Below are 24,325 nucleotides of genomic sequence, written 5' to 3' on the forward strand. Positions count from 1 at the left end.
CCCCATGACGCAGTGAGACATGGAACACGTCGCCTGCACGGGATGCGCGCCCAGGCGTGGCACAATGGGGTCCAACGTGCTCCGGGGTCGGTGAGAATCCGAACCGGCGGTCAAAGTCCGCGACCCGCGAGTCGGCCTGCATCCGCAGTGCCGATGGACGGTTGAACCGGTGGAATTCCGGTACCGACAGTTAAAGTCTGGATGGGAGAAGCACGTGCAGCCCCGCCGTTCGGCGTGGAGTCGGAACCGTCATGGTCCGCACCCGCTCCGAAGGGCGGACTCGCAGCATGATTCCCCGGAGCCGCCGCGTTCCGAAGGGAGAATCATGGACATCATGCGGTGGCTCGTCGACCTGTTCACCTGGTACATCCCCGTCGCCGGCGGGGGGCTGCTGGTGCGGGAAGTGGTCGGCAACATCTTCGGACTGGCCTCGGCCCTGGGCGGCATGCGCCGCAAGGTCTGGGCGTGGCCGGTCGGCATCATCGGCAACCTGATCCTGCTCACCGTGTTCCTCTCCGGCCTGTTCGGCGGGGCGGACACCGCGAGCCTGCTGGGTCAGGCCGGTCGCCAGCTCATGTTCATCGCCGTGTCCGTCTACGGCTGGCGGCAGTGGCGCCGGGCCAGGGCCGAGCGCCACGGCCGGCACGGTATCGCCGACAACACGGCCATCTCGCCCCAGTGGGCCGGCTGGAGGGCCCGCATCGGGATCGTGGCCGCCATGGTCATCGGCACCGTGGCGCTCACGCCGCTGTTCAGCGCCCTGGGATCCTACGAGCCCGTGTGGGCGGACGCCTGGACCTTCGTCGGCTCACTGATCGCGACCTACGGGATGGCCCGGGGCTGGGTGGAGTTCTGGCTGGTCTGGGTGGCCGTCGACGTCGTGGGCGTCCCGCTGCTGTTCAGCGCCGGTTACTACGCCAGTGCCTTCATGTACCTGTTCTACGGCGTGTTCACCCTGGTCGGGTTCTTCGTCTGGGTGCGCGCCAAGGCACACGAGAAGCCGGAGGTCGAGACCCTCATCCCGGACCCGACGGTCCGGCCGGCCGCGCAGGACCCCGTCCCGACCCCGGTCCACACGCCATGAGCGGTACAGGAACCGTGGCCGTGGAGGCCACCCTCGAACTGGCCGTGCAGGCGGCGCTGCGCGGACCACGGGGCGCGAACCCGCTGGTCGGCGCCGTGATCACCGTCGGGGACGAGGTGGTGGCCACCGGTCATCACCGCGGCCGGGGCACGGACCACGCCGAGGCGGACGCGCTGCGGCAGTTCCGGGGCGGAGGCCACGATGCGGCCGGTGCCACCCTGTGGGTCACGCTCGAGCCCTGCGACCACACCGGTTCCACGGGTCCGTGCACCGAGGCCATCCTGGCCTCCGGCATCCGGTCGGTGCGCTACGCCGTCGCCGACCCCACGGGGACCGGTGGCGGTGGAGCGGCCCGCCTGCGCGCGGCCGGTGTGGACGTCGCCCGGGTCCCCGACACCGCCGCGGGGACAGCACTCTCGCTGAACCGCCGCTGGCTCGCCGCCCGGGACGCCGGACGGCCCTTCGTCACCGGGCACCTGGCGCAGTCCCTCGACGGACGGGTGGCCGCCGCGGACGGGACGAGCCAGTGGATCACCGGCGAGCAGTCTCGCCGCCACGCCCACGAGGTCCGCTCACGGGTCGACGCGATCGTGGTCGGCACGGGCACCGTCCTGGCGGACGACCCCCGGCTGACCGCCCGCCGCGACGACGGCACGGAGCATCCCGTTCAGCCCGTGCCGGTGGTGCAGGGTCTGCGCGACGTCCCCCGTGACTGGCTGCACGTGCGCAGCCACGACCCCGCCGAGGTGCTGGCCGCACTCGAGGGGCGGGGCGGTCCCTGGCCCCACGGCGGCGCCACCCCCGGCCACCTGCTCATCGAGGGCGGACCTACCGTGCTCTCGGCCTGGCTCGCGGCGGACCTGGTGGACGAGCTGTTCGTCTACCAGGCACCGCTGGTCATCGGGCACGGCCCCTCCGGGCTGCACTGGCCGGAGAACACCACCCTGGGCCAGTCCCGCCCCCTTACCCTGGACGACGCCGAGACGGGTGGACTCAGCCGCCTCGGCCAGGACGTCCTGATCCATCTCTCCGCCTGATCACCCCGAAGGAAGAAACATGTTCACCGGAATCATCACCGAACTGGGCACGGTCTCCGCGCTGGAGTCCCTGCCGGAGCAGGACGCCGCCCGGCTGACCCTGCATGCCCCGCAGTCCCTCGTGGGCCTGGAGGACGGCGGCTCGCTCGCCGTCAACGGGACCTGCCTCACGGCCACGGACATCCGGGCCGCCGCGGGCACCGTCACCGTCGACGTCATGGGCGAGACCCTGCGCCGCACCACCGTGGGCACCCTGGCCCCCGGGGTCCGCGTGAACCTCGAACGCTGCGTCCCGGCGAACGGACGCCTGGACGGCCACGTCGTGCAGGGCCACGTCGACGGCACCGGCACCGTCGCCCGGATCGAGGTGCACGGCGACTGGCGGCAGGTGCGCATCGCCCTGCCGGCCGGCCTGGGCCGCTACGTGGCCGAGAAGGGCTCGATCGCCGTCGACGGCGTCTCCCTGACCGTGAGCGCGGTCAGCGCCCCGGCCCCGGGGCAGGACTGGTTCGAGGTCGGCGTCATCCCGGCCACCCTGGCCGCCACGACCCTCGGCACCCGTGTGGTGGGGGACCGGGTGAACCTCGAGGTCGACGTCCTGGCGAAGTACGCCGCCCGCCTCCACGACTACGACCGGGCCCTCGAGACCGAGGAGGTGACGGCATGAGCGCGATCCACCTGGACCCGATCGGAGCCGCCGTGGCGGCCATCGCGGCGGGACGGGCCGTCGTCGTGGTCGACGACGAGGACCGGGAGAACGAGGGGGACATCGTCTTCGCCGCCGATGCCGCGACCCCCGAGCTCGTCGCCCTGACCGTGCGGTACACCTCCGGTGTCCTGTGCGCGCCGATGCCCCCGGACGTCGCCCGCCGCCTCGAGCTGCCGCCCATGACGGACCGCAACGAGGACCCCAAGGGCACGGCCTACACCGTCAGCTGCGACGCCATCGCCGGCACCACCACGGGGATCTCCGCCGCCGACCGCGCCATCACGCTCAAGGTCCTGGCCGACCCGTCGTCCACGGCGGACCTGGTCAGCCGGCCCGGCCACCTCTTCCCGCTGGTCGCGGCCCAGGGCGGGGTCCTGCAGCGCCGTGGCCACACCGAGGCCGCGGTGGAGCTCTCCCGCCTGGCCGGGCGCGCCCCGGTGGGTGCCATCGCCGAACTGGTCAACGACGACGGCACCATGATGCGCCTGCCCGAGCTGCGCCGGTTCGCCGACCGCCACGGCATGCCGCTCGTGTCGATCGAGGACCTCGTGGCCTACCTCGAGACCGGGGTGGACCCCGCCCTCGAGGGTCCCGGGTCCATGGCCGTGCCCACGGTCAGCCTGCCGACCCGGTACGGCACCTTCCAGGTCTCCGTGCACCCGGACCACGAGACGGGTGCCGAGCACATGGTGCTGCGCGCCCCCGTGCCGGACATGATGGACGCCTCCGGCCGGCCCCCGCTGGTCCGCCTGCACTCGGAGTGCCTCACGGGTGACGTCTTCGGCTCCGAGCGCTGCGACTGCGGCGCCCAGCTGGAGCACGCGCTGCGCCAGAGCGCCGCCGAGGGCGGGACGGTGATCTACCTGCGCGGCCATGAGGGCCGGGGGATCGGCCTGGCCAACAAGATCATGACCTACGCCCTGCAGGACGCGGGCATGGACACCGTGGCCGCCAACGAGCACCTGGGCCTGCCGGCGGACGCGCGCAGCTACCGCTCGGCCGCGGCCATCCTGCGGCGGATGGGACTGTTCCGCATCCGGCTGGTCACGAACAACCCGGACAAGGCGGAGCAACTGACGCGCGCGGGCATCCACGTCGAGCAGATCGTGCCCAGCCCGGCACCGGTGACCGAGCACAACCGCGACTACCTCGCGACCAAGCGGGACCGGATGGCCCACCGGCTGGCCGGGGACCTGGTGCCGGATCGCAGCAGCACCACACCCCCGAGGGGGACCCCCACGATGACACCCCTCACGACACCCACGACCACAGGAGGACAGGCATGAGCGGACACGGAGCACCCCAGGGACTGGACATGACCGGAGCGCGCGCGGAGTCGCTGCGCGTCGCCGTCATCGCCGCGCAATGGCATGACGCGGTGATGGACGGGCTGCTGGCCGGTGCCCGCCGCGCGGCCGCCGAGGCCGGGATCGAGGCGGTCGAGGTGCGGGTCCCGGGCACGTTCGAGCTGCCGGTCGCGGCCGCCCGGCTGGCGCCGCGGTTCGACGCCCTGGTGGCCCTGGGCGTCGTGATCCGCGGCGGCACCCCGCACTTCGAGTACGTCTGCTCCGGGGCGACGGACGGACTCGTGGACGTCTCCGTGCGCACCGGGACCCCGGTCGGCTTCGGGGTGCTCACGTGCGACACCGAGGAGCAGGCGCTGGACCGCGCCGGGCTTCCCGGTTCCAGCGAGGACAAGGGCTACGAGGCCTTCCAGGCCGCCGTCCTGACGGAGCTGGCCCTGCGCTGACGCCCCACGTTCTTCACATACGGCGGCGACGGTCCGGGGCGGGGCCGCGCGGTCGGTACGCTAAAGGGGTGAAAACCTTCGATGAACTCTTCGCCGAGCTGCGCCACAAGGCCGAGACACGGCCGGAGGGCTCCGGCACCGTCGCCGAGCTCGACTCCGGGGTCCATGGGATCGGAAAGAAGATCGTCGAGGAGGCGGCCGAGGTCTGGATGGCCGCCGAGTACGAATCCGACGACGAGGCCGCGGAGGAGATCTCCCAGCTGCTGTACCACCTGCAGGTCCTGATGATCGCCAAGGGCCTGACCCTGCAGGACGTCTACCGGCACCTCTGACCCGTGCCGGTTCCCGCACCCGGGATCGCCCCCGTCCACCCACTCGTCACCACCCCAGGAGAACCAGCACCCATGCTGCGCATCGCCGTCCCCAACAAGGGCGCCCTGTCCGAGGCCGCCCGCGACATGCTCCAGGAAGCCGGCTACCTCCAGCGCCGCGACTCCAAGGAACTGGTCATGATGGATCCGGAGAACCAGGTGGAGTTCTTCTACCTGCGCCCCCGGGACATCGCCGTCTACGTCGGCCAGGGCACCCTGGACATCGGCCTGACCGGCCGGGACCTGTTCCAGGACGCCCAGGTGAACGGCTCCGCCGAGGAGATCATGGCCCTGGGCTTCGGCAAGTCCACGTTCCGCTTCGCCGCGCCGATGGGCCGGTTCTCGTCCCTGGCGGACCTCGAGGGCAAGCGCATCGCCACGAGCTACGACGGGCTGCTGGAGGACTACCTGTCCACCCAGTCGGTCAAGCCGGAGATGATCGTGCACCTGGACGGTGCCGTGGAGTCCTCCGTGAACCTGGGCGTCGCCGACGCCATCGCGGACGTCGTGGAGACCGGTTCCACGTTGCGGGCCGCCGGCATGGAGACCTTCGGCGAGCCCATCATGCGCTCCGAGGCCATCATCATCGGCCAGTCCGGCAAGCGTCCCGAGGGCCTGGACGTGCTGCTGCGCCGCCTCCAGGGCGTGCTGGTGGCACGCCGCTACGTGATGATCGACTACGACGTCAGCCGGGAGAACCTGGAGCGGGCCTCCGCCGTCACCCCGGGGCTGGAATCACCGACGATCTCGCCGCTGCAGGACGAGGGCTGGGTGGCCGTGCGCTCGATGGTGCGCAAGGAGGACACCAACAAGGTGATGGACGAGCTCTACGACATGGGGGCCCGCGCCATCCTGGTCTCCGCCATCCACGCGATCCGGATCTGAGAGGAGCCCCCGTGACCGTTGCCGTACGTGTCATCCCCTGCCTGGACGTCGATGCCGGCCGGGTCGTCAAGGGCGTGAGGTTCGAGGACCTGCGGGACGCCGGTGACCCGGTCGAGCTGGCCCGCCGGTACAACGAGGCCGGCGCGGACGAGCTGACGTTCCTGGACGTGACCGCGTCCACGGCCGACCGCTCCACCACCTATGACGTGGTCGCCCAGACCGCCGAGGAGGTCTTCATCCCGTTGACCGTCGGGGGCGGGGTGCGGTCCGTGGAGGACGTGGACAAGCTGCTGCGCTCGGGTGCGGACAAGGTCTCCATCAACACCGCCGCGGTCGCCCGGCCCGGGGTCATCGACGAGATCACCCGGCGCTTCGGCTCCCAGGTGCTCACCCTGTCCCTGGACGCCCGCCGCACCGACGACCCCTCCGTGGCCTCCGGCTTCGAGGTCACCACCCACGGCGGCCGGCAGGGCACCGGCATCGACGCGGTGGCGTGGTGCCGGGAGGCCGCCGAGCGGGGGGTCGGGGAGATCCTGCTGAACTCCATCGACGCGGACGGCACCCAGGAGGGCTTCGACCTCGAGATGATCCGCGCCGTCCGCGCGGTCACCACCGTCCCGCTCATCGCCTCCGGCGGTGCCGGGTCCCCGGAGGACTTCCCACCGGCCATCGACGCCGGCGCGGACGCCGTGCTGGCCGCCTCCATCTTCCACTTCGGTCCCGTGGACATGATCGCGCGGGTGAAGCAGGCCATCCGGGAGGCTGGTCACCCTGTCCGCTGAGGATCCCCGGACCGGCCGGGCCACCCAGGTCACTCCGCTCGCCCTGCAGCGGCTGACGGCACTGGGCTGGCCCGCGATCGAGGTCCAGCAGGTCGAGGGCTGGTCCGTGCGGTTCTCCTCCGGCATCACCCGGCGCGCGAACAGCGTGCTGTCCACCTCGATGCCGCGGGACCCCGCCGAGATCTCCGCGGCCGTCGACGAGGTGGAACGGCGCGCCGCCGAGCGCTGGCTGGCCCCGACCTTCCAGGTCTGGCAGCCGGCGTCGGGGACGTGGCCCGGTTCCGCGGCCGTGCCCGGACCGGACGGCACGGCCGGCGAGGACGACGACTTCCTCGAGGGGCAGCAGCGACTGGCCGACCTGCTCGAGCGGCGGGGTTACGAGAGCGTCGCCCCGACGCGGGTGCTGTGGCTGGGCCGTGAGGACATCCCGCAGCACACGGCCTGGGACCCGCGCGTGGGGATCGCCGAGACCCTCTCCGACGCCTGGCTGGACGCCCACATGGGCACCTCGGCCGACGCGATCGACCCCGCCAGCCGCATGGTCTACCGCCGCCTCCTGGCCGGCGGCAGCAGCCGGTTCTTCGACTACCCGGACGAGGACGGGGCGCTGGCCGCGATCGCCAAGCTCTCCATCGTGCACGAGACGCCGGAACGGTCCTTCGGGGGCGTGTACGCCGTGAAGGTGCGCAAGGACCTGCGCGGCCGGGGCATGGTCGGCCCGATCATCGACGCGATCTTCCACCACGCCGTCCGGATGGGCCTGGAGGGGATCTGGATGCAGGTGGAGGAACGCTCGGAGAAGGCGCTGGCGCTGGCCGAGGACCTGGGCTTCACGACGGCGGCGCGGTACCGGTACCTGACCCGGCCCGCCTGAGCGCAGGTCAGTCGACGACGACCAGGGCGTTGTCCCGCCGCCCGAAGGCGTGCATGACGAGCTCGCCGGCCGGCCCCGAGATGGTCCGGGAGGGCTCGCCCGGACCGGGCCTGCGCGCGACGACCCGCTGGCCGGTGCTGCGGGCCAGCACGATCCCGGTGTCCTCGGAGCGATAGCGCAGCCGGGCCGAGCGGGCCAGCTCGGTGAACAGGGCGTCGGCGTACTCCTCGGCGAGGTGCCGCGGGGCCCAGCGGTGCTGGGCGCGCCGCACGTCCTCGGTATGGACGTAGAACTCCAGCAGGTTGGTCGCCTGCGCGGCCCGTCGCACGGCCGGCAGGTTCTGCAGCCGCTCGGCGAGCCGGCGCCCCGCCGAGGGGCCCGCGCTGATCCGCGCCACGAGGTCCTGGTAGGCCTCGGGGGTCGCCGCCGAGTCCCCGAGGTCCATGGTCCGGCGCTCCAGCCGGGACTGGAGGGGCTTCACCACGAGCCCGGCCACCAGCGGCGACCCCTCGCGGAGAACTATGTGCGCGGCCAGGTGCTGGGTCTGCCAGCCCTCACAGAGTGTCGGCTGGCCGGGGCCGGCCGACAGCAACGCCTCCACGAGTGCGTCGCGGGACGCGGCGGTGAAGTCCCTCGACGGGGCCCTGTCAGTGTCGTTCGGCATAACACGCCCCACGCTACACGGCGCATAGACTGGACCACCATGGAACAACCCGCCACGCTCGATCCCGCCATCTCCCGCCTGCTCAAGAAGAACCCCGACGGGCTCGTGGCGGCCATCGCCCAGCAGCACGACACCGGTGAGGTGCTGATGCTCGGCTGGATGGACGAGGAGGCGCTGCGCCGGACGCTGACCTCCGGCCGGGCGACGTACTACTCCCGGTCCCGCCAGGAGTACTGGCGCAAGGGGGACACCTCCGGGAACACGCAGGCCGTCGTCTCGGTGTCCCTGGACTGCGACGGCGACGCCCTGCTGGTGCACGTGGACCAGACCGGCCCGGCGTGCCACACCGGGACGCGGACCTGCTTCGACGGCCGGCGCCTGCCGACGCCGACCGCCCCGGCGCCGGGACCCACGACCTTCCCGATCGCGGGGCACCCCCATGCGTGAACTCGGCGGCATCACCCCCTCGGCCGGAGAGTTCGCCGTCCTGGCCCGCCAGCACCGGGTCATCCCGGTGACCATGACCCTGCTGGCGGACGGCCTCACCCCGGTGGGGATCTACCGCCGGCTGGCCGCCGACGAGCCCGGCACGTTCCTCATGGAGTCCGCGGCGCAGGGCGGGGTGTGGTCCCGGTACTCCTTCATCGGAGCCGGCAGCTCCGCGACGCTGACCACGCGCCGCGTCGAGGGCGGGGACGGACAGGTCGGTGTCAGCGCCCAGTGGCTCGGCACCCCGCCGGCCGGGGTGCCGACCGAGGGTGACCCGCTGGAGGTGCTCCGCGCCACCCTGGACCACCTGGCCACGGATGCCTGGGACGGCCCGGGGTCGGACCGGCCGAACCTGCTGTCCGGGATGGCCGGTTTCCTCGGCTGGCCCACCGTGCGGCGCTGGGAGAGGCTGCCCTCCCCGCCGCCGGACGACCTCGGCCTGCCCGAGCTGGCCCTGAACCTGATCACCGACCTGGCCGTGCACGACAACGTCGACGGCACCGTGACCCTCGTGGCCAACGCCATCAACCGCGACGGGCTGGACTCCGGGGTGGAGGCGGCCCACGCCGACGCCGTCGCCCGCCTCGAGTCGATGGTCCGCCGGCTCACGGCACCCACCCACGACCCGGTCTCCACGGCCCCGCCGGGCTGGCCGGACCTCGCCCCCGGTGAGCTGGCGACCCACGTGCGGGACTCCTGGACGCAGGAGGGCTTCCTCGACGCCGTGGCCAAGGCCCAGCAGGCCATCACCGACGGCGAGGTGTTCCAGATCGTGGTGTCGCGGCGCTTCTCCGCGGCGACCGACGCCGGCGGACTGGACGTCTACCGCGTGCTGCGGGCCATGAACCCGAGCCCCTACATGTACCTGTTCACCTTCGAGCGGCCCGACGGCGGCCGGTACCAGATCGTCGGGTCCTCGCCCGAGGCCCTGGTCACGGTGAACGACGGCTCCGTGATCACGCACCCGATCGCCGGGTCCCGGCCCCGCGGGGCGACGGTGGCCGAGGACCACCTGCACGAGAAGGACCTCGTCAACGACCAGAAGGAGCGTGCCGAGCACCTGATGCTGGTCGACCTGTCCCGCAACGACCTGTCCAAGGTCTGCGTCCCGGGGTCCGTGTCGGTCACCCAGTTCATGGAGGTCGAGCGCTTCAGCCACATCATGCACCTGGTCTCCCACGTGGAGGGGCGGCTGGCCCCGGGCAGCCGGGCGCTGGACGTGCTGGCCGCCGCCTTCCCGGCCGGCACCCTGTCCGGCGCCCCGAAGCCCCGGGCCCTGCAGCTGCTGGACGAGTGGGAGCCCCAGGAACGCGGACCGTACGGGGGCGTGGTGGGCTACTTCGACCTCGCCGGGAACATGGACATGGCGATCAACATCCGCTCGGCCCTGCTGGTGGACGGCACCGCGTACGTCCAGGCCGGTGCCGGGATCGTCGCGGACTCCGTCCCCGAGGCGGAGGCGGCCGAGACGGTCACCAAGTCCAGCGCGCCGATGCGCGCCGTGCTGGCCGCCGGCCGGTTGCGGACCCTGCAGGTGCCGGACGCCGGGGACGAGGACGCGCAGTGAGCCTGACGCGACGCACCGCCGTGCTGTGGGCCATCGCCGCCGGGGCCGTGATCCTCGGGTCGGGCGCCCAGACGTGGATCCAGGCCAGCGGGCTGGCCGGGGTCCCGGATGCCACGGTGACGACCACCGGGAACCAGGCCGCCGCCGTCGTGCCCGCGATGGCCCTGGTGGGGATGGCCTCGGGCGTCGCCCTCTCGATGGCCCGGCGCATCGGCCGGGTGGTGACCTCGGTGCTCCTGGTCCTGGCCGGGGTGGCCACCGGATGGTCCGCGGTGAACGCCACGCTCCGGCCGGCGGACGCCGCCCGGGCCCAGGTCTCCGCGGCCACCGGCACCACGGCCGACGCCGCCGCCTACGCCCTGACCTTCTGGCCCTGGGTCACCCTGGCGGCGGGCGTGCTGCTGGCGGCCTGCGGGATCGCCGTGCTGGTGGCCGGCCGCGGCTGGCGCGAGAACCGCCGCTACGACACCCGGGCCACCGCCGCGACGGCCGCCGGGACCGGTGCCGGCGACGGCACGGGGCCGGGGGCCACCGGGCCCGTCGACGAGATCGACGCCTGGGACGAGCTGACCCGTGGTGAGGACCCGACCTGACCGTGGCGCCCCGGCCGTGATCTGCCGTGATCTACGCAGGGCCGGGGCGGTTCCGTGGCAGAATGAACGGCAGAACCGATCAGCTTCCGCAGGAAAGGTACGGTCCATGACCACCACGCGCCCCACCTCCGACGACGACCTCGTCCTGAACGACCCGACGCACGCCGAGCCGCTGGGCCACGGCAACTCGCCGGCCGCCTGGACCCTCGTCCTGCTGCTCCTGCTAGGTGCGGTCCTGGTGTCCATCGGCATGCTCGCGGACCTGATGTTCCTCACCGTCGCCGGCATCGTCGCCGCGGTGGCCGGAGTGATCGCAGGCTTCGTCATGGGCAAGGCCGGCATGGGCACCAAGGGCCACGCCAAGGCCGCGCGCCACTGATGGCGACGGTTCTCGACGAGATCATCGTCGGGGTCCGCCAGGACCTCGAGGCCCGGCGCCGCGAGGTCCCCCTGGCCGCCATGCGGGAGCGGGCCGAGGAGGCCGTGCGGACCCGCCCGGCACTGGACGCCCACGCCGCCCTCGCCGGTGGCCGCGAGGATGCCGGCGGCATCCGGATCATCTCCGAGGTCAAGCGGTCCAGCCCGTCGAAGGGCGCGCTGGCCGAGATCTCCTCGCCGGCCGACCTGGCGCGGCAGTACGAGGCCGGGGGCGCCGCCGCGATCTCCGTGCTCACCGAACAGCACCGCTTCGGCGGGTCGCTGGCCGACCTCGACGCCGTGCGCGCCGCCGTGGGCATCCCGGTGCTGCGCAAGGACTTCACCGTCGACGAGTACATGGTCTACGAGGCCCGCGCCCACGGTGCCGACCTGGTGCTGCTGATCGTCGCGGCCCTGGACGACGCAGAACTGGCCGGACTGCTGCAGCTCACCCACGATCTCGGCATGAACGCCCTCGTGGAGGCGCACACCCCCGAGGAGATCGAGCGGGCCGTCGCCGTGGACGCGCGCATCGTGGGCGTGAACGTGCGCAACCTCAAGACCCTCGACGTCGACCCGCACAACTACCGCAACCTCGCCCCGCACCTTCCCGAGGGCGTGGTCCGGGTGGCGGAGTCCGGGGTGGAGGGACCCGAGCAGGTCGCCGGCTACGCGCAGGACGGTGCCGACGCCGTCCTGGTCGGCGAGGCCCTGGTGAAGCACGGCGACCCGTCCCAGGCGATCCGGGACTTCCGCGCGGCCTCGGTGACGGCCCGGGCCCGCTGACATCCGGCACCACAGCACAGGCACTGAACAGACTGGACCGAGACATGATTGAGCACACCGGCAGCTACCAGAACCAGCCCGGGCCGTACTTCGGCCCGTACGGCGGCCGCTGGATGCCCGAATCCCTGATCGCCGCCCTCGAGGAGGTCGAGCGCACCTTCACCGAGGCCCGTGAGGACCCGGAGTTCATCGCGCGACTGCAGGACCTGTTCACGAATTACGTGAACCGGCCGTCCCTGCTCACCGAGGTGCCCCGGTTCGCCGCCGACACCCCGGGCGTGCGGGTCTTCCTCAAGCGCGAGGACCTCAACCACACCGGTTCGCACAAGATCAACAACGTCATCGGCCAGGCACTGCTGGCGCAGCGGATGGGCAAGACCCGCCTCATCGCCGAGACCGGGGCCGGTCAGCACGGGGTGGCCACCGCCACGGCGGCCGCCCTGTTCGGCATGGAGTGCACCGTCTACATGGGCGAGGTGGACACCCAGCGCCAGGCCCTCAACGTGGCCCGCATGGAGATGCTCGGTGCCGAGGTCGTGGCGGTCACGACCGGTGCCCGCACCCTCAAGGACGCCATCAACGACGCGTTGCGGGACTGGGTCGCCTCCGTGGACACCACCCACTACCTGCTGGGCACGGTCACCGGACCGGCGCCGTTCCCCGCCATGGTCCGCTACTTCCACTCCGTCATCGGCGAGGAGGCCCGCGAGCAGGTCCTGGCCCAGACCGGACGCCTGCCGGACGCCGTGTGCGCCTGCGTGGGCGGCGGATCCAATGCCATGGGCATCTTCCACGGTTTCCTGGACGACCCGGGCGTCGAGCTCTACGGCCTGGAGGCCGGCGGGGAGGGCATGGACACCGGCCGCCACGCCGCCTCCATCAACCTGGGCCGCACGGGCGTGCTGCACGGAGCGCGCACCTACCTCATGCAGGACGAGGACGGACAGACCGTCGACTCGCACTCCATCTCCGCCGGCCTCGACTACCCGGCCGTCGGTCCCGAGCACGCCTGGCTGCACGACACCGGCCGGGCCACGTACGAGCCGGTCACCGACACCGAGTGCATGGACGCCTTCCAGCGGCTGTGCCGGACCGAGGGGATCGTGCCGGCGATCGAGTCCTCCCACGCCCTGGCCGGCGCCCTGCGACTGGCCCGCCGCTGGACGGACGCCGGTCTCATCGGCCCGGACACGCCCGAGGACGAGCAGAAGATCATCGTCGTGAACCTCTCCGGACGCGGCGACAAGGACGTGGCCACCGCCGCGAAGTACTTCGGGATGCTGCCGGACGCCGAGACCCCCGCCGGCGGGGACGCCGAGGCCGTGGCGGCCCGGCCGGAAGGAGCCCAGAGCTGATGTCCGAGACCGTCAACACCGTGCACTCGCGCACCGCCGAGGCGATCGAGGCCGCCCGCGCGGCCGGGCGCACCGCCCTGATCGGCTACCTGCCCGCCGGGTACCCCACCGTCGAGGACTCCATCGAGGCGGCCGTGGCCCTGGGCAACAACGGGGCGGACGTCATCGAGATCGGCATCCCCTACTCGGACCCGGTCATGGACGGCCCGGTCATCCAGGCGGCCACCAGCCAGGTCCTGGCCGACGGCTTCCGGATCGACTCCGTGTTCGACATCGTCAAGGCCGTCTCGGCACGGACCGACGCGGTCGTGCTCGTGATGACCTACTGGAACATCGTGGACCGGATGGGCGTGGACACCTTCGCCCGCCGGTTGTCCGAGGCCGGGGGAGCGGGCATCATCACCCCGGACCTCGTCCCCGAGGAGGCCGGCGACTGGTTCGAGGCCTCGGACCGGTACGGGCTGGACCGGGTCTTCCTCACCGCCCCCAGCTCCACCGACGAGCGGATCAAGCTCGTCGTCGGGTCAAGCCGCGGCTTCGTCTACGGCGTCTCCGTCATGGGCGTCACCGGTGCCCGCAACGAGGTCTCCTCGGCCGCCGAGCAGGTGGTGGCCCGCGCCCATGCGGCCGGCGCCCCGCGCGTCGCGGTCGGGCTGGGCATCTCCCGGCCCGAGCACATCCGCGAGATCGGGCGGTACGCCGACGGCGCGATCGTGGGCACCGCCCTGGTGAGCGCCCTGCGCGACGGCGGCCCGGCCGCCGTCGGGACGCTGACCGCCGAGCTGGCGACCGGAGCGGTGAGGGACGGGGCCGACGCGTGAACGCGGTGCTGGTCACCGGAGCCATCCCCGCCCCCGGCTGGGACGGATTCCACCTCGGACCGGTGACGGTCCACGCCTACGCGCTGTGCATCATCGCCGGGATCATCGCCGGCCTGTGGCTCGGTACCGCCCGCTGGAAGGCCCGCGGCGGCCCCGAGGGCGGCATCATCGACGTCTCCGTCTGGGCGATCCTGTTCGGGCTCGTCGGCGCCCGGCTCTACCACGTGTTCTCCTCGCCGGACGCCTACTTCGGCCCGGGGTTCGACGGCACCGGGGACCTGACCAGGATCTGGCGGGTCTGGGAGGGCGGCCTGGGGATCTGGGGCGCCGTGGCCCTGGGTGCGATCGGCGCCCTGATCGCCTGCCGGCGGTACGGGTTCAAGCTCTCCGCCTATGCCGACGTCGTGGCCCCCGGCGTGCTGCTGGCCCAGGGCATCGGCCGGCTGGGCAACTACTTCAACCAGGAACTCTTCGGTGGACCCACCACCCTGCCGTGGGGCCTGCAGGTCAGCCCCGAGAGCCCCAACTGGCCCGCCGGGACCCTGGAGGGCACGCTGTTCCACCCCACGTTCCTCTACGAGATGCTGTGGAACCTGGCCGGCGTCGGGCTCCTGCTGCTCATCGACCGGCGACTGCGCCTGCGCCGCGGGATGATGGTCTGGGCCTACGTGGCCTGGTACACGGCCGGGCGCACCTGGATCGAGATGATGCGCATCGACGATGCCGAGATGATCACCCTCTTCGGCGTCACCCAGCGGCTCAACGTGTGGACCTCCCTATTGCTGTTCCTGATCGCCGTGGGCTTCCTCATCGGGCTCTGGGCCACCCGGCCCAGGACCGCCGAGGCGCGGGCCGCCGCCGACTCCGTCTGGAGGCCGGGCCGCGAGCCGTCCGCCGTGGAGGAGGGCCCGGACGCCGCCGCCCCCGCCCCGGCCGGGACCACGCCGGAAACGGAACCGACGCCTGATGGTCACAAAGTTAACGCGGACGAAACACAGAATGAGGGTTTTTCGCGTCGAAACGACGCGTGAGCCCCCCACCGGTCGCTAGTATTTACTCCACTGCACCGGCCACGGGTGACGCGGATGATCTCCAGCGTGCCTGAGCCGTCACCGGGGCCAACGACGTCCCCTTCCACCGCCCGAGTTCGCTCGGCACACCGGAAGGACCTCCATGACGTCACGCCCAGCTGCGGAGAACGCCCCCCGAGACGATGACGCGGCGCTGCCCGACGACAGCGCCGCCGAGGCCATGGCACGGGACCCGAAGAACCCGTTCAACCGCTTCTCCGCCATCCCGCCCGAGCAGGGCCTGTACCGTCCGGACACGGAGACCGAGAACTGCGGCCTGGCCGTGATCGCGACCCTGCGCGGCACGCCCGGCCACGACATCGTCGAGCACGCCCTGGTGGCCCTGCGCAACCTGGAGCACCGCGGCGGCGTCGGCGGCGACGACGGCACCGGCGACGGCGCCGGCCTGCTGATGCAGGTGCCGGACGAGTTCCTGCGCGCCGTCGTGGGCTTCGAGCTGCCCGCCGCCGGGGACTACGCCGTCGGCACCGCCTTCCTGCCCCAGCCCCAGGCCGAGTACGACGAGGCCGTGGCGGGGATCGAGCGACTGGCCGCCGACGAGGGGCTGACCGTGCTGGGCTGGCGCCCGGTCCCGGTCGACGAGACCGTCATCGGTGCCTCCGCGCGATCGGTGATGCCGCGTTTCGAGCAGCTGTTCATCACCGCCGAGGACTCCCTGGACGTGCGCGCCTGGCGGTTGCGCAAGCGGGCCCAGAACCGCTTCGGCGTGTACTTCCCGTCGCTGTCCCCGCAGACCATCGTCTACAAGGGCATGCTGTCCACGGGGCAGCTGCAGCCGTTCTACCCGGACCTGTCCGATCCCCGGTTCAAGACCTCGCTGGGGATCGTGCACTCCCGGTTCTCCACCAACACCTTCCCGTCCTGGCCGCTGGCCCAGCCGTTCCGCACCATCGCCCACAACGGCGAGATCAACACCGTCAAGGGCAACCGCAACTGGATGCGCGCCCGGCAGTCCCTGCTGGACTCTCCCGTGCTCGGCGAGGACCCGGAGAAGCTCTACCCCATCTGCACGCCGGGGGCCTCGGACTCCCAGTCCTTCGACGAGGTGGCCGAGCTGCTGATGCTGGGCGGGCGGCCGCTGAGCCACGCGGTCATGATGATGATCCCGGAGGCCTGGGAGAACCACGGCTCCATGGACCCGGACCGGCGCGCGTTCTACCAGTACCACTCCATGCTCATGGAGCCGTGGGACGGGCCCGCCGCCGTCGCCTTCACGGACGGTCGCCAGGTCGGCGCCGTGCTGGACCGCAACGGCCTGCGCCCGGCCCGCTACTGGGTCACCGACGACGGTCTGGTGGTGCTGGCCTCCGAGGTCGGCGTGCTGCCCCTGGCCCCCGAGCGCGTCGTCCGAAAGGGCCGCGTGGCCCCGGGCCGGATGTTCCTCGTGGACGCCGTGGCCGGCCGGATCATCGAGGACGACGAGGTCAAGGCCGAGGTCGCCGCCGCCAACCCGTGGCGCCGCTGGGTGGCCGAGAACCTGGTGGACCTCGCGGACCTGCCCGAGCGCGAGCACGTGCGCTACTCGGCCCAGTCCGTGGCCCACCGCCAGCGGACCTTCGGCTACACCACCGAGGAGCTGCGCGTGCTCATCGGGCCCATGGCCGCCACGGGTGCAGAGCCCCTCGGCGCCATGGGCACGGACACCCCGATCGCTGTGCTCTCGAAGCGGCCGCGGCTGCTGTTCGACTACTTCACGCAGTCCTTCGCGCAGGTCACCAACCCGCCGCTGGACGCGATCCGCGAGGAACTGGTCACCTCGATGCGCACCTCGATCGGCCCGGACGGCAACCTGCTGTCCACGGAGCAGGTGCGCACCCGGCACGTCAACCTCGAGTTCCCCGTGATCGACAACGACCAGCTGGCCAAGATCGCCAACCTGCGCGAGCAGCCCTCCGAGGGCGGACCCTCGCGCCGCGGCGCCAAGGTCGCCCTGAAGGTGCGCGGCCTGTACCGGGTCGACGCCGGCGCGGCCGGCCTGCGCGCCCGGCTCACCGAGATCTGCGAGCAGGTCTCCACCGCGGTGAACCGCGGGGTGCAGTTCATCGTGCTCTCCGACCGCGACTCCAACGCCCAGTGGGCGCCGATCCCCTCGCTGCTGCTGCTCTCGGCCGTGCACCACCACCTGCTGTCCTCCGCCAACCGGACGCGGGCCTCGCTGCTCGTGGAGGCCGGGGACGTCCGCGAGGTCCACCACGTGGCGGTGCTGATCGGCTACGGCGCCTCGGCCGTCAACCCGTACCTGGCCATGGAGTCCGCCGAGGCGCTCGTGCGCACCGGCGCCATCACCGGCGTCACCGCGGAGCAGGCCGTGGCCAACCTGATCAAGGCCCTGGGCAAGGGCGTGCAGAAGATCATGTCCAAGATGGGCATCTCCACGGTCGCCTCCTACTGCGGCGCCCAGACCTTCGAGGCCATCGGCCTGTCCCGGTCCCTCGTGGACCGGTACTTCGCCGGCACCCACACCCCCATGGGCGGGGTGGGGCTGGAGGTCATCGCCGCGGAGAACCAGCAGCGGCACTGGGCGGCGTACCCGCCGGACGGCAACGACATCGACCCGTACCGCGAGCTGGAGACGGGCGGGGAGTACCAGTGGCGCCGGGACGGGCCGCCGCACCTGTTCAACCCGGAGACGGTGTTCCGGCTGCAGCACTCCACCCGGACCCGCCAGTACGACGTCTTCAAGGACTACACCCGCCGGGTGGACGAGCAGTCCCAGGACCTGATGACCCTGCGCGGACTGCTGCGCCTGAAGACGGGGGTGCGCGAGCCGGTCCCGCTGGACGAGGTGGAGCCGGTCTCCTCGATCGTGAGGCGCTTCTCCACCGGGGCGATGAGCTACGGCTCCATCTCCCGGGAGGCGCACGAGACGCTGGCCATCGCCATGAACCGGCTGGGCGGCAAGTCCAACACCGGTGAGGGCGGAGAGGACCCCGAGCGGCTGCTCGACCCGGAGCGCCGATCGGCGATCAAGCAGATCGCCTCCGGCCGCTTCGGCGTGACCAGCCTGTACCTGGCCACCGCGGACGACCTGCAGATCAAGATGGCCCAGGGCGCCAAGCCCGGCGAGGGCGGCCAGCTGATGGGCACCAAGGTCTACCCCTGGGTGGCGTCCACGCGGCACTCCACGCCCGGGGTGTCCCTGGTGTCCCCGCCGCCGCACCACGACATCTACTCGATCGAGGACCTCGCCGAGCTGATCCACGACCTCAAGCGCGCCAACCCGGCCGCCCGCGTGCACGTCAAGCTCGTCTCCGAGTCCGGGGTGGGCACCGTGGCGGCCGGCGTGACCAAGGCCAAGGCCGACGTCGTGCTCATCTCCGGCCACGACGGCGGCACCGGCGCCTCGCCGCTGAACTCGCTCAAGCACGCCGGCGCCCCCTGGGAGCTGGGCCTGGCCGAGGCCCAGCAGACGCTGATGCTCAACGGGCTGCGCGACCGCGTGGTGGTCCAGGTCGACGGGCAGCTGAAGACCGGCCGGGACGTCGTGATCGCCGCCCTGCTGGGCGCCGAGGAGTACGGCTTCGCCACCGCGCCGCTCGTGGTCTCCGGCTGCATCATGATGCGGGTGTGCCACCTGGACACCTGCCCCGTGGGCGTGGCCACCCAGAACCCCGAGCTGCGCTCCCGCTTCACCGGGACCCCAGAGTTCGTGGTCACCTTCTTCGAGTACATCGCCGAGGAGGTGCGGGAGTACCTCGCCGAGCTGGGCTTCCGGTCCCTCGAGGAGGCGATCGGCCACATCGAGGTCCTCGACCGGGACGAGTCCCTGGACCACTGGAAGACCGGTGGGCTGGACCTGTCCGGCATCCTGTCCGGCTACGATCCGGCCGACCCCGAGAAGGCGCGGCAGCTGCTCAGCCACACGGGGCAGAACCACGAGCTGGACCGGCACTTCGACAACGACCTCATCACCGCCGCCGAGCCGGCGATCGCCACCGGGCAGCCGCTCGAGGTGTCCAAGGCGATCGTCAACACCGACCGTGCCGCCGGGACCATGCTGGGCTACCACGTGACCCGGGCCCGGCTGCTGGACGAGCTGGCGGACGACACCATCACCGTGCGGCTCACGGGCGAGGCCGGACAGTCCCTCGGGGCGTTCGTGCCCGCGGGCATCACCCTGCGGCTCGAGGGCGACGCCAACGACTACGTGGGCAAGGGCCTGTCCGGCGGACGGATCGTCGTGCGCCCGGACGAGCGGGCCGGGTTCGCCGCCGAGGACAACGTCGTGGCGGGCAACGTCATCGGCTACGGGGCCACGTCCGGCGAGCTGTACCTTCGCGGTCGCGTGGGCGAGCGGTTCCTGGTGCGCAACTCGGGGGCCAGCGCCGTCGTGGAGGGCATCGGGGACCACGGCTGCGAGTACATGACCGGTGGCCGGGCCCTGATCCTGGGCCGCACCGGGCGCAACTTCGGGGCCGGCATGTCCGGCGGTGTGGCCTGGGTCCTGGACCTGGACCGCACCGTGATGAACCCGCTGGCGATGGCGAACGGGGACCTGCTGCTGCTGGAACCCCGGCCCGAGGACCGGGAGGCGATCGCCGAACTGCTGGCCCGGCACCACGCCGAGACCGGGTCGCCGGTGGCGGCCCACCTGCTGGCCACGCTGGACGAGGCCCTGCCCCGGTTCACCACCGTGCTGCCGGCCACCTACGACGCCGTGCTCAAGGCCCGCGCGGCCGTCATCGATGAAGGACTGGACCCGGACGGCGTCGACGCCTGGGGTCGGATTCTGGAGGCAACCAATGGCTGATCCCCGTGGATTCCTGACCAACCGCGAACGCCGGGACCGTCCGTCCCGTCCGGTGCCCGTGCGCATCATGGACTTCAAGGACGTCTACGCCCGGCAGGACCCGGCCGTGGTGCGCCAGCAGGCCGGGCGCTGCATGGACTGCGGCGTGCCGTTCTGCCACCAGGGCTGCCCGCTGGGCAACCTCATCCCCGAGTGGAACGACCTGGTCCGCCAGGGCCGGATGGAGGAGGCGGCGGCACGGCTGCACGCCACCAACAACTTCCCCGAGGTCACCGGGCGCATCTGCCCGGCGCCCTGCGAGTCCTCCTGCGTGCTGGGCATCAACCAGCCGGCGGTGACCATCAAGCAGACCGAGGTGTCGATCGCGGACGCCGCCTTCGACAACGACTGGCTCGATCCGGTCATCCCGCAGCGGCTCAACGGGCACACGGTGGCCGTCGTCGGCTCCGGCCCGGCGGGGCTGGCCGCGGCCCAGCAGCTCACGCGGGCCGGGTTCACGGTGGCCGTCTTCGAGCGGGACGAGAAGGTCGGCGGACTGCTGCGCTACGGCATCCCGGACTTCAAGATGGAGAAGGACATCCTGGACCGGCGCATCGAGCAGATGGTCGCCGAGGGCACCCGGTTCCGCACCTCCGTGTCCATCGGCGAGGACATCACGTGGTCCGAGCTGCGTGAGCGCTACGACGCCGTCATCATCGCCACCGGTGCGCCCGTGCCGCGCGACCTGCCCGTCACCGGCCGGCACCTGGCCGGGATCCACCCCGCCATGGACTACCTCGTGCAGTCCAACCGGGTGGTGGCCGGCCAGCAGGTCCCGGACCAGATCCGGGCCGACGGCAAGCACGTGATCGTGCTCGGCGGCGGGGACACCGGCGCGGACTGCATCGGCACCGCGCACCGCCATGGCGCGGCCTCCGTCACCACGCTGGCAATCGGCCGGGAACTGCCCACCGAGCGGCCGGAGGACCAGCCCTGGCCCACCATGCCGAAGGTCTTCGAGGTGACCAGCGCCGACGCCGAGGGCGGCACCCGCGAGTACCTGGCCTCGACCGTGGAGTTCCTCGACGACGGCAACGGCCACGTCCGCGCCCTGCGGGTGGCGGAGACCGAGTACCTGCCGGACGGGCGGCGGGTGCCCCGGCCGGGCACCGAACGGGAGATCCCGGCCGACCTCGTGCTGCTGGCCCTCGGGTTCACGGGGGTGGAGGACACCGGGCTGACCCAGGGACCGGACGGCGCCGGCGTCGTGCTCGAGGGCGGCCTGGTCCGCCGGGACCGGCGGTACGAGACGGACACCCCGGGGGTGTTCGTGGCCGGCGACGCAGGGCGCGGGGCCTCGCTGGTGGTGTGGGCGATCGCCGAGGGCCGGGCCTGTGCCCGGGCCGTGGACGAGTCGCTGGAGAGCTGGACCCGCCTGCCCTCCCCGGTGGAGCCCACGGACCGGCCGATCGCGGTGCGCGCCGACGACGGTGCCCTGCGGCCGCGGCGGCGTGAGTACGCCTCCGAGGCGGCCGAGGCCCGGGTGCGCGGATGATCCGGTCGTTCACCCGCACGTCGTCCCGCGTCAGTCCCGGAAGGGACCTTCCGCTCGTTAGGGTGGAACCATGAGACACGCGAAGATCGTTGCCACGTTCGGTCCGGCCACGGAGGGATACGAGAACACCAGGGCGCTGATCGCCGCGGGCGTGGACGTCGCGCGGATGAACATGAGCCACGGCACGTACGAGGTGCACGAGCGGACCTACGCGGACATCCGCCGGGCCGCCACGGACCTGGACCGCCCGGTGGCGGTCTTCGCCGACCTGCAGGGCCCGAAGATCCGGCTGGGCCGGTTCGCCGACGGGCCGCACGCGCTGGCCGTGGGGGACCGGTTCACGATCACCACCCAGGAGGTGGAGGGCACCGCCGAGCGGTGCGGCACCACCTTCAAGGGGCTGCCGCAGGACGTCCGCACCGGGGACACCCTGCTGATCGACGACGGCAAGGTCGCGCTGCGGGCCGTGGAGGTCACGGACACGGACGTGGTCACCGAGGTCACCGTGGCGGGCACCGTGTCCAACAACAAGGGCATCAACCTGCCGGGCGTGGCGGTCAACGTCCCGGCACTGTCGGAGAAGGACGAGGAGGACCTGCGCTGGGCGCTGGACCTCGGCGTGGACATGGTGGCGCTGTCCTTCGTCCGCTCGGCCCAGGACGTGCAACGCGTGCACGAGATCATGGCGGAGCAGGGCCGGAAGGTCCCGGTCATCGCCAAGATCGAGAAGCCGCAGGCGGTGGAGGCCCTGCACGGGATCGTGGACGCGTTCGACGCGATCATGGTGGCCCGCGGCGACCTGGGCGTGGAACTGCCGCTCGAGGACGTCCCGGTGGTGCAGAAGCGGGCCATCGAGCTGGCCCGGCGCTGGGCCAAGCCGGTCATCGTGGCCACGCAGGTGCTCGAGTCGATGATCGACAACCCCCGGCCGACCCGCGCCGAGGCCTCGGACTGCGCCAACGCGGTGCTCGACGGCGCCGACGCCGTGATGCTCTCGGGCGAGACCTCGGTGGGCAAGTACCCGGTGGTCACCGTGGAGACGATGGCCCGGATCATCGAGTCCACCGAGACCCACGGCCTGGACCGGATCCTGCCGCTGGGGTCGCGGCCGAAGACCCGCGGCGGGGCCATCACCCGGGCCGCCGTGGACATCGCCAACCAGCTCGACGTGCGCTACCTGGCCACCTTCACGCAGTCCGGCGACTCGGCCCGGCGGTTGTCCCGGTTGCGGCCGCACCAGATGGTCTACGCGTTCACCCACGTGGAGCACACCCACAACATCCTGTGCCTGTCCTGGGGGGTGTTGCCGAAGATGGTGCCGTTCGCCGACTCCACCGACGAGATGACGGCCCAGGTGGACCGTTCGCTGCTCAAGGAGGGTATCGCCGGGGTCAACGACCTCGTGGTCATCGCGGCCGGTTCGCCTCCCGGCCAGGCGGGTTCCACGAACACGGTCAAGGTGCACCGGATCGGCGACCTCGCGGACTCCGGCGGACTGCTGCAGGGCTACCAGCGTCCGGCGCGGGAACGGGTGGGCGTGTGGCCGGCGCGGTCCCCGCTCTGAGATGATCACGGACACGGACCGCGGCCACCTGCGGCGATGCGTGGAACTGGCCGAGGCGGCCCTGGGGAGCGGGAACGAGCCCTTCGGCTCCGTGCTGGTCTCCGCGGACGGCGCCGTGCTCCTCGAGGACCACAACCGGGTGGGCGGCGGGGACGCCACGCGTCACCCGGAGTTCGCGATCGCCCGGTGGGCCGCCGGGCACCTGAGCCCGGACCAGCGGTCCACGTCCGTGGTCTACACCTCCGGTGAGCACTGCGCCATGTGCTCCGCCGCGCATGCCTGGGTGGGACTGGGACGGATCGTCTACGCCAGTTCGAGTGCCCAGCTGGGCCGGTGGTTCCGCGGGCTGGGAGTCCCGCCCGGACCGGTCGCGGCGCTGTCCATCCGGCAGGTCGCCCCCGGGGTGCCGGTCGACGGCCCGGACGAGGAGCTCGCGGAGCAGGTCCGGAGGCTGCATCACCGCTATCACCGCTATCACCGCTTCGAGGAGGGTGCGGGCTCAGCGGACCCCGCCGGCGGAGTCAGCCCATCTGGTCGATGACCGTCTGGGCCACCTCCCGCATCGTCAGGCGACGGTCCATGGAGGTCTTCTGGATCCACCGGAAGGCCTCGGGCTCGGACAGGTCCAGGGTGGTCGTCAGCACGGACTTCGCCCGGTCCACCAGCTTGCGGGTGGCGAACTGCTCGGTGAGGTCGGAGACCTCGGCCTCCAGGGCGCGCAGCTCCTCGAACCGGGCCACCGCCAACTCGATCGCCGGCACCAGGTCGTTCTCGCTGAAGGGCTTGACCACGTAGGCCATCGCCCCGGCCTGGCGGGCCCGTTCCACCAGCTCTCGCTGGCTGAAGGCGGTCAGCAGCACCACGGGCGCCACCCGGTCCCGGGCGATCTGCTCGGCGGCGGTGATGCCGTCCATGATGGGCATCTTCACGTCCATCAGCACCACGTCCGGCTGCAGCTCCGTGGCCAGCTCCACCGCCCGCTGGCCGTTGTCCGCCTCGCCGACCACCGCATAGCCCTGGGACGAGAGGATCTCCACGATGTCGAGGCGGATCAGCGTCTCGTCCTCGGCGACGACGACGCGCAACGGCTCATCGGTGCTCGGGGCGGTGCTCTCGGTCGGCATGGTGGCTCCTCGCAGGTGGGGACGGTTCACGGGACTCACGGTTCAGCGTATCCCGAGGCCGGGTCCCGGCGGTCGCGC

The 24,325-nt window shown here is 72.2% G+C and carries 22 protein-coding genes, 1 pseudogene and 1 riboswitch; of the genes and pseudogenes, 21 read left to right on the forward strand and 2 right to left on the reverse strand.

The annotated features are described in order from the left end of the window. The first annotated feature begins 73 nt into the window (after positions 1 to 73). Positions 74 to 217: riboswitch (FMN riboswitch) on the forward strand. Positions 218 to 325: 108 nt separating this feature from the next. From pnuC to GGQ69_RS05575, 9 genes are all read left to right on the forward strand, one after another. After that, positions 326 to 1,084: a nicotinamide riboside transporter PnuC gene (gene pnuC, locus GGQ69_RS05535; protein ID WP_183525643.1), complete on the forward strand. Its 759-nt coding sequence runs from the start codon at positions 326 to 328 to the stop codon at positions 1,082 to 1,084. Continuing rightward, positions 1,081 to 2,121: a bifunctional diaminohydroxyphosphoribosylaminopyrimidine deaminase/5-amino-6-(5-phosphoribosylamino)uracil reductase RibD gene (gene ribD, locus GGQ69_RS05540; RefSeq protein WP_183525646.1), complete on the forward strand. Its 1,041-nt coding sequence runs from the start codon at positions 1,081 to 1,083 to the stop codon at positions 2,119 to 2,121. The genes pnuC and ribD overlap by 4 nt, the downstream gene beginning before the upstream one ends. A gap of 19 nt (positions 2,122 to 2,140) precedes the next feature. Continuing rightward, entirely contained in the window at positions 2,141 to 2,788 is a 648-nt protein-coding gene (locus GGQ69_RS05545) for a riboflavin synthase (RefSeq protein WP_183525649.1), read from the forward strand. Beyond that, entirely contained in the window at positions 2,785 to 4,116 is a 1,332-nt protein-coding gene (ribB, locus tag GGQ69_RS05550) for a 3,4-dihydroxy-2-butanone-4-phosphate synthase (RefSeq protein ID WP_183525651.1), read from the forward strand. The genes GGQ69_RS05545 and ribB overlap by 4 nt, the downstream gene beginning before the upstream one ends. Continuing rightward, on the forward strand, positions 4,113 to 4,580 hold the full coding sequence (gene ribH, locus GGQ69_RS05555; protein ID WP_183525654.1) for a 6,7-dimethyl-8-ribityllumazine synthase: 468 nt from the start codon (positions 4,113 to 4,115) through the stop codon (positions 4,578 to 4,580). The genes ribB and ribH overlap by 4 nt, the downstream gene beginning before the upstream one ends. A gap of 68 nt (positions 4,581 to 4,648) precedes the next feature. Further along, positions 4,649 to 4,912, forward strand: coding sequence for a phosphoribosyl-ATP diphosphatase (locus GGQ69_RS05560; protein ID WP_183525657.1), 264 nt, complete (start codon positions 4,649 to 4,651; stop codon positions 4,910 to 4,912). Positions 4,913 to 4,984: 72 nt separating this feature from the next. Continuing rightward, positions 4,985 to 5,836: an ATP phosphoribosyltransferase gene (hisG, locus tag GGQ69_RS05565; RefSeq protein WP_183525660.1), complete on the forward strand. Its 852-nt coding sequence runs from the start codon at positions 4,985 to 4,987 to the stop codon at positions 5,834 to 5,836. An 11-nt stretch (positions 5,837 to 5,847) separates the two neighbouring features. Then, entirely contained in the window at positions 5,848 to 6,618 is a 771-nt protein-coding gene (gene hisF / locus GGQ69_RS05570) for an imidazole glycerol phosphate synthase subunit HisF (RefSeq protein WP_183525663.1), read from the forward strand. Between the two features lie 106 nt (positions 6,619 to 6,724). After that, the gene (locus GGQ69_RS05575) at positions 6,725 to 7,492 is read left to right on the forward strand and encodes a GNAT family N-acetyltransferase (RefSeq protein ID WP_183525667.1); all 768 of its coding nucleotides are present in this window, start codon (positions 6,725 to 6,727) and stop codon (positions 7,490 to 7,492) included. 7 nt (positions 7,493 to 7,499) lie between these two features. On the opposite strand, the gene GGQ69_RS05580 is transcribed toward GGQ69_RS05575, so the two are convergent. Beyond that, positions 7,500 to 8,156 carry a TIGR03085 family metal-binding protein gene (locus GGQ69_RS05580; RefSeq protein WP_183525670.1) on the reverse strand — a complete coding sequence of 219 codons (657 nt, stop codon included), beginning with the start codon at positions 8,154 to 8,156 and terminating at the stop codon, positions 7,500 to 7,502. Positions 8,157 to 8,195: 39 nt separating this feature from the next. Here GGQ69_RS05580 and hisI point away from each other — a divergent pair, with 39 nt between their 5' ends. The 12 genes and pseudogenes from hisI (at position 8,196) to GGQ69_RS05640 (ending at position 23,664) form a co-directional block, all read left to right on the forward strand. Beyond that, positions 8,196 to 8,603, forward strand: coding sequence for a phosphoribosyl-AMP cyclohydrolase (hisI, locus tag GGQ69_RS05585; protein ID WP_010142508.1), 408 nt, complete (start codon positions 8,196 to 8,198; stop codon positions 8,601 to 8,603). Next, positions 8,596 to 10,212, forward strand: coding sequence for an anthranilate synthase component I (locus GGQ69_RS05590; RefSeq protein ID WP_183525673.1), 1,617 nt, complete (start codon positions 8,596 to 8,598; stop codon positions 10,210 to 10,212). The genes hisI and GGQ69_RS05590 overlap by 8 nt, the downstream gene beginning before the upstream one ends. Beyond that, positions 10,209 to 10,805 carry a Trp biosynthesis-associated membrane protein gene (locus tag GGQ69_RS05595; RefSeq protein WP_370577113.1) on the forward strand — a complete coding sequence of 199 codons (597 nt, stop codon included), beginning with the start codon at positions 10,209 to 10,211 and terminating at the stop codon, positions 10,803 to 10,805. Before GGQ69_RS05590 ends, GGQ69_RS05595 begins: the two co-directional genes overlap by 4 nt. Positions 10,806 to 10,911: 106 nt before the next feature. Beyond that, entirely contained in the window at positions 10,912 to 11,184 is a 273-nt protein-coding gene (locus GGQ69_RS05600) for an HGxxPAAW family protein (protein ID WP_183525676.1), read from the forward strand. After that, positions 11,184 to 12,008 (forward strand): indole-3-glycerol phosphate synthase TrpC, encoded by an 825-nt coding sequence (trpC, locus tag GGQ69_RS05605; protein WP_183525679.1) that lies wholly within the window; start codon positions 11,184 to 11,186, stop codon positions 12,006 to 12,008. Before GGQ69_RS05600 ends, trpC begins: the two co-directional genes overlap by 1 nt. A gap of 44 nt (positions 12,009 to 12,052) precedes the next feature. Then, positions 12,053 to 13,363: a tryptophan synthase subunit beta gene (trpB, locus tag GGQ69_RS05610; protein ID WP_183525682.1), complete on the forward strand. Its 1,311-nt coding sequence runs from the start codon at positions 12,053 to 12,055 to the stop codon at positions 13,361 to 13,363. Beyond that, positions 13,363 to 14,184: a tryptophan synthase subunit alpha gene (gene trpA, locus GGQ69_RS05615; RefSeq protein WP_183525685.1), complete on the forward strand. Its 822-nt coding sequence runs from the start codon at positions 13,363 to 13,365 to the stop codon at positions 14,182 to 14,184. Before trpB ends, trpA begins: the two co-directional genes overlap by 1 nt. Continuing rightward, a complete protein-coding gene (gene lgt, locus GGQ69_RS05620; protein ID WP_183525689.1) occupies positions 14,181 to 15,215 on the forward strand; it encodes a prolipoprotein diacylglyceryl transferase in 1,035 nt (344 codons plus the stop codon). The genes trpA and lgt overlap by 4 nt, the downstream gene beginning before the upstream one ends. 220 nt (positions 15,216 to 15,435) lie before the next feature. Continuing rightward, positions 15,436 to 20,025, forward strand: a complete 4,590-nt coding sequence (gltB, locus tag GGQ69_RS05625; protein WP_255459580.1) for a glutamate synthase large subunit — start codon at positions 15,436 to 15,438, stop codon at positions 20,023 to 20,025. Then, positions 20,018 to 21,481, forward strand: a pseudogene (locus GGQ69_RS05630) (glutamate synthase subunit beta); the annotation flags it as partial. The gene gltB and the pseudogene GGQ69_RS05630, both read left to right, overlap by 8 nt. A gap of 148 nt (positions 21,482 to 21,629) precedes the next feature. Then, entirely contained in the window at positions 21,630 to 23,123 is a 1,494-nt protein-coding gene (pyk, locus tag GGQ69_RS05635) for a pyruvate kinase (protein ID WP_183525698.1), read from the forward strand. A gap of 1 nt (position 23,124) precedes the next feature. Continuing rightward, complete coding sequence (locus GGQ69_RS05640) at positions 23,125 to 23,664, forward strand: nucleoside deaminase (RefSeq protein ID WP_183525701.1); 540 nt, start codon at positions 23,125 to 23,127, stop codon at positions 23,662 to 23,664. Here the strand turns inward: GGQ69_RS05640 and GGQ69_RS05645 are convergent. Beyond that, entirely contained in the window at positions 23,645 to 24,247 is a 603-nt protein-coding gene (locus GGQ69_RS05645) for an ANTAR domain-containing response regulator (RefSeq protein WP_183525704.1), read from the reverse strand. The two genes, GGQ69_RS05640 and GGQ69_RS05645, sit on opposite strands and share 20 nt — an antisense overlap. Between the last annotated feature and the right edge of the window lie 78 nt (positions 24,248 to 24,325).

It is taken from the genome of Micrococcus sp. TA1, assembly GCF_014199555.1.
GTDB lineage: Bacteria > Actinomycetota > Actinomycetes > Actinomycetales > Micrococcaceae > Citricoccus.